This window comes from Streptomyces sp. SM11, from assembly GCF_002910905.1.
In the GTDB taxonomy this organism is placed as follows: domain Bacteria; phylum Actinomycetota; class Actinomycetes; order Streptomycetales; family Streptomycetaceae; genus Streptomyces.
Window position 1 is genome coordinate 26,981 of sequence record NZ_NEUE01000236.1, and the last position, 6,934, is coordinate 33,914.

Sequence of the window (6,934 nt, forward strand, 5' to 3'; positions counted from 1 at the left end):
CCCGGGGTGCGGACCCGGCTGCGGGCATCGCGCCCGGTATTGCGGCACCGCCGCCCTGGTGGCCGTACTGGGCCGGTCGCGCACCCTGCTGCCGGCCGAACCGGAGACCCCGGCCCCGACCACCGAACGGGCACGCCTCACGCCCTACGCACTACGCGCTACGCCTACGCACTACGTCGGTGCCTGGAAGCCGCCGATCCTCCGCTCAAGCAGTTCGGCCAGCCGCAGCGGGGTGCGGTCCTCGAACATCGGACCGATGATCTGCACGCCCACCGGCAGTCCCTCGGGCGACCGGCCCGCCGGTACGGCGGTGGAAGGCAGACCGGGCATGGTGGCCAGGCCGGCCCAGACGAACTGGTCGAAATACGGGAACCCGACGCCGTCGATATCGATCCGGCGGGCCAGCAGATCGGGGTTGTGGTCGTGCGGGAACGCGGGGGTGGGCGTGATGGGACACACCACGGCGTCGAAGCCGGCGAAGAACTGCCGCCAGTCGTGGCGGTGGTGCTCACGGCGGGTGTTCGCCGCGATCCAGTCGCGGTGGCTGAACACCATGCCGCGCAGCCGCGCCGCGTCGAGACTCCGGTCATCGGCGCTCAGTCCAGCGGCGTGGGCCTGCAACCGCTCGTACGCCTCGACGGGGAAACGCGCGACGGATCCCGAGAACAGCAACTGCGTGTAGAGCTCCCCTGCTTCGGCGAGATCGGGCAGCAGCGGACTGTTCCGCTCGACGCGGGCGCCGCCGTCGGCAAGGGCGTCGGCCACCCGGCCCACGCCCGCCCGCACGGCGGACCCGGTCGGAATGAGCGGATGCTCGTCGAGGACCAGGACCCGGAAGTCGCCGATCCGCTCGTGGCGCGCGGGCGGCAGCTTCAGGTCGTACGCCACACCGGACGTGAGCGGGTCCGGTCCGGCCATGACATCGAGAAGGAGCGTGAGGTCACGGGCGCTGCGCGCCATCGGACCGACGACGGCGAGGTCCGGCGCGAACGGCAACGCGGGCGTGGCGGGCGGGGCCATGCCTCGGTCCGCCACGAGCCCGACGGTCGGCTTGTGCGCGTAGACACCGCAGAAATGTGCGGGGGTGCGCAGCGAACCGGCGAGGTCGGAGCCGATGGACAGCGCGCCGAACCCGGACGCCAGCGCCGCCGCCGATCCACCGGAGGACCCACCCGACGTACGACCGTGGTCCCACGGGTTGTTGGTGGTGCCGTAGATCTCGTTGAAGCTCTGTATGTCCTGCAGCCCCAAGGGCACATTGGTCTTGCCAAGCACCACCGCACCCGCGGCCTTCAGCCGCGACACCTGCACCGCGTCCTCGGCGGGCAGGTGGTTCCGGTGCTGCGGCATGCCCCAGGTCGTGGGCAGCCCGGCGATGTTGTAGGACTCCTTCACCGTCACCGGAATGCCGAGCAACGGCCGGTCCTCACCACGGGCACGCGCCTGGTCGGCATCGCGGGCGGCGGCCCGGGCACGGTCGAAGTCCGGCACGCAGACGGCGTTGATCGCTTTGTCGTCCCGCTCGATGCGGGTGATCGCATCGTCGGTCAGTTCCGCGGAGGTCACTTCACCGGTACGCATGGCAGCCGCGATTTCTTCGGCCGTCAGAAAATTCCACGTCATGGATACGAACGTATGCGCCTCTGGAAGAGGGCAGGAAATTCCGATTCGCGCAACGGCGACGAGATGCCGCCACCGCCCGGAGACCGCACTCGCTACGGCACTCCGGACAGCGAAGTGGGACCCCGCGTTCTGCTGCTCAGGTCAGCGGGCAGCTGAGAGGGAGGACACGTTCGGTCAGCCGGCCGGTGAGGAGGGTGTCGGTGACGGCCGCCTCGGCCAGCCAGTCCGCTGCGCTCAGCCGGTCCACGAGCTCCGGCAGCTCACCGGAGCCGATGGCACACCAGGAGGCGAGGGCCTCCAGACCGATGCCCTGCCCCTGGGGTCCGAGCTGTCCGCCGGCTTCGACCCCGGTGGCCAGGGCCAGGGCGAGCAACCGCACGTCGGCCGCGGTCTTGGCCTTACGGAGCTTCTTCTCCCCGACGACTCGCTGCGCCCATCCGCTGAGCTTGGGGCGCAACTTCCTGCCGAACGTGAACGGGCCCGGGTCGCTCTCGTCGGGTGTCAGGGACGGCACGCTGATCCGGGTGGGACTCTCCGGGCGGGAGGCGATCAGCTCGTCGACGGTCCCGGCGATACCCAGCCAGCCGCACTCCACCAGCTGCCCCACCAGGTGCTCGGGATCTCGCAGGGGCAGCCCCTTGAGATCCTGCCCGACGAGGTTGCCGACACCGGCCTGAGCGGTGCGCAGCGTCAGCATGACCACCAGCAGGCGTGCGTCCGGGCCCGGCAGGGGAGCATGGTCGGCCACGTGGGTGAGGACGGACCGCGCGTGATCCCACTGCGCGGATGCGGTCAACAACCGCGCCACAGCGGGCCCTTGTCCGTCCGGGGCCTCACCGATGCGATGCAGATGCTGGAGCCGGACGGTGGCGGCGGCCTGTTCGGCTCGCTGGGCGTCGAGGCGCAGCCCTGTGTCGGCGGTGACTTCGGCCCAGGCGGAGAAGGCCTTCGCCTTGCGGGCGTGGAGGTCGGCGAGCACCGCGAGGTCGGGTTCGGCGCGCTGCTGGTAAGCGCGGAAGAGCTCACCGAGTTCGGTGAGCTCGTCCCGCAGTGCGACGGGCCGCAGGTCGTGCGGGACGAAGCGCTGCGCGATCCTCCCTCGCCGGCCACGCTGCCGCGTCGGCCTCGCGGGCCGGGAAGCCGGCGCCTGGTGCGGGACGGCGGCCCCGGGGGCGCTGTGCGAGAAGTGCGGGCCGACGGCCGACACAGTGGAGGCGGGAGCGGCGGCAGCCCGGAAGCCGCCGGCCGGATCCGGCCTGTCGGGGGCCGGGGCGGTGGCGACGATCTTCGCGGTGGGGTGGGCGGCCGCACAGCGCGAGCAGCACTCCATGACCCGCCACCAGCGCCCTTCCCGGTCCGTGACGACGGCCAGCACGACCGCGCCCCCGCACCGCCAGAGTGCGGGACGCTCACGCGGACCGGCTGGGCGGATGTGCGTGTGGCATTCCTCGGCCCGGCAGGCGCAGTACACCGAGGGACGGGGGGCCGGACCCACGCGCAGGTGGGCCTTGAGATGCTCGACCGCCGCCGTGCGGCCGACGGCCGCGGAGGGCAACGCCTGCGCGGCACAGGCCGGACGGCTGCACGACACGCGTACGTCCGCACGGCCGCGCCCGACGGGGTCCAGCCGCACCGTCCACGTGCGCCCCGTCACCCGTTCGTTCGTCGCGTGGGCCTCCACACCCATCACACCCTCCTCGACGCCTGTCCCTATGTGCACCGCGGCACCCCACCTGATGCTTGTGTCCGCAGCGCGCGGCGCGTCACAGTCTGCTACGCCACCCGGTCCGGATTCCGACCCACAACGCAAACGACGGTCCGCCGTTCGGGTGACGGGCTCGGAGAGCATATGGCCGGTTTCTTGCCACGGCGGGGCAGCTGGCTGGTCCGCTGCAGGTGAAAGCAGGTCACAGTCTCGACAGGACCGACGCCCTCGTGTCGAACTCCATGACATCCCCCGCTACACCCAACGAACGTGCGGACGACCATGCAGCAGTCTCTGCCTGTCAACCCGGCGGTTGCTACTGCAGTCGACAAATCAGCCAACGGCGTCACGGTCTTCACCCCGACGCTCGAAGCTCGGTGCCCGGGACGCGAGCGTCGGAGCGGGTCGTTCACTCTTGCGGGGGTACGTGAACGGGGCCCCGGCCCGAAGCTCGGGGCCCGGGACACGAGGGCCGGGACGCGAGACCCGGGATTCGAGACCCCTTTTTCAACCGGCGGGGAAAAGACAGGGGTTGGGGAAACCGCCCTACCTCCCAACCCCGTCACGGCCAGCAAGTATGACTAATCGCGACAGCTTGCGGCGCGATGCCGCGACTGCTTACGGTGCGAGAACTAAACGACCCCGACGCGGTGTTACCGCACCAGGCCGGGGTCTCACCGCAAGATCGAGAACCACAGAAGGTCGATCCCTTGGCTACTCTGCACACTAGCCTCGAAGTTTCGTGACGGTCCGCCGACGGAGTCGGTGGACCGTTTTCGTGCCGTGGGCTGAGGGTGGGCAGGTTGAGGGCCCGAGTGTCGCCTCGGGGAGGCGCCGGGTTCCACTGCTCCGGTGTCGGGTTGCTGTCGTAGGGATGGGAAAGTTGCTGGTCAGCCGGGGTTCGGCAGGAGTGCGAGCCGTTCGAGGGCGTCGGTGATCACGTGAGTCCAGGCCCAGTGCCGGGCGAGGCGGAGGATCCGGCGGCGGCTGGTGATGACAGGTTGTCCGGCCGTGGTGAACAGGCGGAGTCGCAGGCGGCGGGGTTCCCAGAGGCGGGCTGTGCCGGTCAGGGCGAGCATCGGCATCCAGGCCAGCATGTCGAGAGCCAGCTGCACGATCTCCAGCCAGATCCGGTTCTGCGCGGTGCGGTGCAGGGGAAGGTTGCGCAGGCCGGTGGCGCGGGCGTTTCGGATGCGGTCCTCGGCCCTCGCCCGCAGCCGGTGACGGAGCTCGAGTTCCGCGATCGGCCTGCCCGAGGTGTTGGTGGCGAAGCACGTCAGCCGCATGCCGTCGGCATCGGTGAGCCTCAACTGTGCCCCGGGATGCGGCCGTTCCTTCCTGACGATCAGCCGCATCCTCTTTGGTCAGCCGCCCATGACATCGCCGGCGAGTTCGGCGACCCAGGCCCCGTCGCGGATCTCGCCGCCGGTCTCGACGGCCGGCGTCCAGGCCGAGGCCGGAACCTTCAGCACATGCTGGTGGACCTGCTCGGTGACCGTCATGCCGACCGAGTAGGCCAGCCACCGTCCCCGCTGGGCGAGCCAGGCGACGAAGGCGTGGGTGCCGCCGGCAGAGTCGGTGCGGATCATCATGTGAATTGGCCAGCAGGGTCGAGGGGAAACTTCATTCCCTCTTTGCCCCTGTCCGGCGTACAACCTTCCGGCGCCCCGGGCTATCTCACCTGGCATCGAGAACACGCGACAAGGTGCGATCGAAGGGGACAAGATGCGACGTATCGGAGCGGTAGCAGCGGTGTTCGTGCTCGCGGGCGCCACGCTCGGGATGGCGGCGGGTACCGCGGGCGCGGCCCCGGCGGAGGGCCCGCGCGTGGCGACGACCTGCCCGACGGGCTGGGGCAGCGGCGCCAAGGGCGGTGCTGCCAAGGGTGCCGATCACCTGGAGGACATCAGGACCGGACGGCACGAGTGCTTCGACCGCATGGTGTTCGACGTGCCCGGCGGCGGCCAGATCGACTACCAGGTCCAGTATGTGGACTGGTTCTACTCGTACCCCGAGGGTGAGTACATACCGGTCATCGGTGGGGCGGTCCTCGAAATCAGCGTCGGCGCGTGGACCTACGACCTGGACGGCGTGCCGACCTACCCGGGCGAGGAGGGCGAGCCCCTGCCCGGCGTGGACGTCAGCGGGTACAGCACCTTCCGGGACACCCGGTTCGGCGGGACCTTCGAGGGCCAGACGCGGGTCGGCCTCGGTGTGCGCGCCCGACTGCCGTTCCGCGTGTTCCAGTTGGACGACCGGGTCGTGGTCGACGTTGCCCACAGCTGGACGAGCTAGTCGGCCTGGCCGATCATGCGCGCCCTCTCAGCATCGTTTGGGAGGGCGCGCAGACGTTCGGTTCGCTCGGAGCCCAACAGGGATGCGTACAGCTCAAATATTTCCAGGGCGTAGTCCAACTTCAGCCCGACCTCTTGGCCCCCTGGCTGAGACGATGACCAGACCTCAAGATTCCCAGCCGCACACAAGGGCCCGCCGTGCAGCGTCGGTGCTGCCCTGACGTCGATCGACGAGGAGACCGCGGGAACGTCTGCCTGCCCGAACTCTCCCCGCTGTCCGCGGTCTTGGACCGCCTGCCTGATCCACGGCGGGTCCGGGGCCGCCGCTATCGGCTGGGTTCCCTGCTCGCCCTGTGCCTGCTCGCGGTGCTCGGCGGCGCCACCACGCTGGCCGGCATCGCCCGCTTCACCGCCGATGCCGCCCCTGAGGTGCGCATGAGGATCGGGCTGCGCACTCTGCCGCGCGCGACCACCCTGGGCCGTCTGCTGTAGCGGCTGGACGGCGATGCCCTGGATGACGCCGTGGGCGCCTGGCTCGCCCGGCACGCGACGGACCCGGTCGGTGACGCCGCGCAGCTGGTGGGTGTGGCCATCGACGGCAAGGCCGTACGCGGCAGCCGCGACGGCGAGAAGAAGGCCATCCACCTCCTGGCCGCAGTCCTGCACGAGGGCCAGACGGTGATCTCCCAACGGCAGATCGCCGCCAAGAGCAACGAGATCCCCGCCTTCGCCCTGCTGCTGGAAGGGCTCGACCTGCGCAGATACGTCATCACCGCCGATGCGATGCACACCCGGACCGGCCACGCCGAACACGTCATCACGCGGGGCGGGCACTACATCCTGGTCGTCAAGGGCAACCAGAAGAACCTCCGCCGACAGCTGCGGCGCCTGCCCTGGCGCGAGGTCCCGCTCCAGCACCGCACCCGCGAACAGGGCCACGGCCGACGCGAGATCCGGCGCCTCAAGGTCTGCACCGTCCAGCCCGGACTCCCTTTCCCGCACGCCGTGCAGGCCATCAAGGTCAAGCGCCGCCGAACCAACCGCACCACCGGCAAGACGACCATCACGACGATCTACGCGGTCACCAGCCTCGCTCCCGAACAAGCCGCCGCGGACCGAATCGCCGAACTCATCCGCGGACACTGGCAGGTCGAAGCCCTGCACCATGTGAGAGACGTGACCTTCGCCGAGGACGCTTCCCACGTCCGCACCGGCACCGCACCCCGCGCGATGGCCACCCTCCGCAATCTCGCCATCGGCCTCATCCGCCAGGCCGGCTGGACGAACACCGCCGCCGCCACCGACCACTACC

The 6,934-nt window shown here is 70.3% G+C and carries 5 protein-coding genes and 1 pseudogene; 3 read left to right on the forward strand and 3 right to left on the reverse strand.

All coding sequences use genetic code 11. The features are described 5' to 3' along the window. Positions 1 to 171 precede the first annotated feature (171 nt). The 3 genes and pseudogenes from B9S58_RS24690 to B9S58_RS24700 form a co-directional block, all read right to left on the reverse strand. Positions 172 to 1,623 carry an amidase gene (locus tag B9S58_RS24690; RefSeq protein ID WP_103534258.1) on the reverse strand — a complete coding sequence of 484 codons (1,452 nt, stop codon included), beginning with the start codon at positions 1,621 to 1,623 and terminating at the stop codon, positions 172 to 174. A 136-nt stretch (positions 1,624 to 1,759) separates the two neighbouring features. Next, positions 1,760 to 3,310, reverse strand: a complete 1,551-nt coding sequence (locus B9S58_RS24695) for a hypothetical protein (RefSeq protein WP_103534259.1) — start codon at positions 3,308 to 3,310, stop codon at positions 1,760 to 1,762. Between the two features lie 908 nt (positions 3,311 to 4,218). After that, a pseudogene (locus B9S58_RS24700) lies at positions 4,219 to 4,917 on the reverse strand (transposase); the annotation flags it as partial. 136 nt (positions 4,918 to 5,053) lie between these two features. Between B9S58_RS24700 and B9S58_RS24705 the strand changes: the two are divergent. From B9S58_RS24705 to B9S58_RS24715, 3 genes are all read left to right on the forward strand, one after another. Continuing rightward, the gene (locus B9S58_RS24705) at positions 5,054 to 5,623 is read left to right on the forward strand and encodes a hypothetical protein (protein WP_103534260.1); all 570 of its coding nucleotides are present in this window, start codon (positions 5,054 to 5,056) and stop codon (positions 5,621 to 5,623) included. Between the two features lie 284 nt (positions 5,624 to 5,907). Next, positions 5,908 to 6,114: a transposase family protein gene (locus B9S58_RS38170; RefSeq protein ID WP_181009442.1), complete on the forward strand. Its 207-nt coding sequence runs from the start codon at positions 5,908 to 5,910 to the stop codon at positions 6,112 to 6,114. 30 nt (positions 6,115 to 6,144) lie between these two features. Continuing rightward, the coding region (locus tag B9S58_RS24715) for an ISAs1 family transposase (protein WP_103534262.1) at positions 6,145 to 6,934 on the forward strand (790 nt) is incomplete at its 3' end.